The sequence below is a fragment of the Streptomyces sp. 8P21H-1 genome, assembly GCF_013302945.1.
This window is the reverse complement of the sequence record NZ_JABTYA010000148.1, coordinates 287-2051: the sequence shown is the minus strand read 5'-3', so window position 1 is coordinate 2051 and position 1765 is coordinate 287. Positions and strand designations below refer to the sequence as shown.

Sequence of the window (1765 nt, the reverse complement as noted above, 5' to 3'; positions counted from 1 at the left end):
CCACCCGCGCCGGCCGCCGCCTCGGTGGCCCCGGCCGCGTCGGCGAGCTTCCACGCGGCGACGGGCGTACGGCCGGACGCCACCAGGAACCCGTGGTCGAAGCGCGCGCTCACGTTGCCCGCCCGGTCGACGGCCTGGACCGAGAGCCGCCCGGGACCGGCGGACTCGATCAGCTGCCTCAGTACCACCGGGCCGCCGGGCTCCTCCGGTTCCACGGTCCGCTGCGCCCCGCCGAGGAAGCTGTAGCGGTACGCCACGGTGTCGTCCGACGTGGAGTCGACGGTGAACGTGCCGTAGGTGCCCACCCCGTCGTGCCACAGGTCGTCGTCGGGGTACTCCGGTGATGAGACGGTGGGCACCGCGGGCGCCACGTCGTCGTACACGAACGCGCACGGCGCACCGCCGCCGTCGGAACTCCACGGGCCCCACGCGGTGCCGTCGTTCGCCCGCACCCGCCAGGTCACCCCGGTGAAGGCCGGTATGTCGGACGGCACGGTCCAGCTGAACGTCGAGCCGCCGGCCTTGGCCGTCGTCTCCACCGTACGCGTCTGCCGTTCGCCCGCGCCGTCCGTCCAGGACACCTCGAACCGAGCGCTCACGCGGTCTCCGTCCGGGTCACGCAGCACCGCGGACAGCGTCGGTGCCGAACGTACGTACGTCGGGGTCGAGGTGTCCGCACAGCCCGCGCTCCCGGTGGTGAGGTCGGCCGCCGCCGGCTGGGACGGCGGTCGGTTCCCGGCCGCTGCCGCCGTCCACGGGGTGACCGCGACGGCCGACGACCCGAGCACCACGGCGATGGCGCCGCGTACGAGGGCATGACGAACTGGTGGCTTCAACGGGTCCCCTCCCCTGGGCCCGGCTCGCCGCCGGACCGTTCGATTCCGCGCCGGAGCGTAACAGCCGGGGATGACAACGGAGTTGGCATTTCCAGCGCTCGGGTGGCCGGTGGGCATCCGTCGACCTGCGGCTCGGCGGTTCGGCGGCCCTGTGGCCGGAAACGCCGAAGGGCCCGGCCGACCGAGGTCGTCCGGGCCCTTCGTGTGCTGTGCCGCGGCCCGTCAGGGGCCGGGCCCGCCGTCAGCCGTTGCGCTTCCAGCGGGGCTTGTCGTCGCGGCGGCCGAAGGAGGAGCCGGAGCCCGAACCGGAGCCGGCGCCGCGGTGGTCGTCACGGCGGCCGTAGGGACGGTCGTGGCCGCCGGAGCGGAAGCCACCGCCGCCCGTGGGGCGGTCGTCGCGACGGTCGCGGTTGAACGGGCGGTCGCTGCCCCGGTGGCCGGACGGACGGTCGTCCCGGCGGAAACCACCCGAGGGGCGGTCGCCGTCGCGGCGGTCGCGGTTGAAGCCGCCCGAGGGGCGGTCGTCGCGGCGGTCACGGCTGAAGCCGCCACCCGACGACCGGTCGTCACGACGGTCGTAGGACCGGCCGCCACGCTCGTCGTCCCGGCGGAAACCACCGGAGCCGCCCGACGGACGCTCGTCACGACGGTCGAAGGAACGGCCGCCACGCTCGTCGTCCCGGCGGAAGCCGCCGGAGGGACGCTCGTCACGGCGGTCACGGCTGAACCCACCGGACGGACGGTCGTCACGGCGGTCACGGCTGAAGCCGCCACCCGACGAACGGTCGTCACGACGGTCGTCCCGGCGGAAGCCGCCCGAGCCGCCCGACGGACGCTCGTCGCGGCGGTCACGGCTGAAGCCGCCACCCGACGAACGGTCGTCACGACGGTCGTCCCGGCGGAAGCCGCCAGAGCCGCCCGACGGACGC

General features: G+C 75.2%; 2 pseudogenes. Both read right to left on the bottom strand.

Annotated features, from left to right (window positions below):
* Positions 1-836 (bottom strand): annotated as a pseudogene (locus HO151_RS02605) (hypothetical protein); the annotation flags it as partial.
* Between the two features lie 241 nt (positions 837-1077).
* A pseudogene (locus tag HO151_RS07220) lies at positions 1078-1765 on the bottom strand (hypothetical protein); the annotation flags it as partial.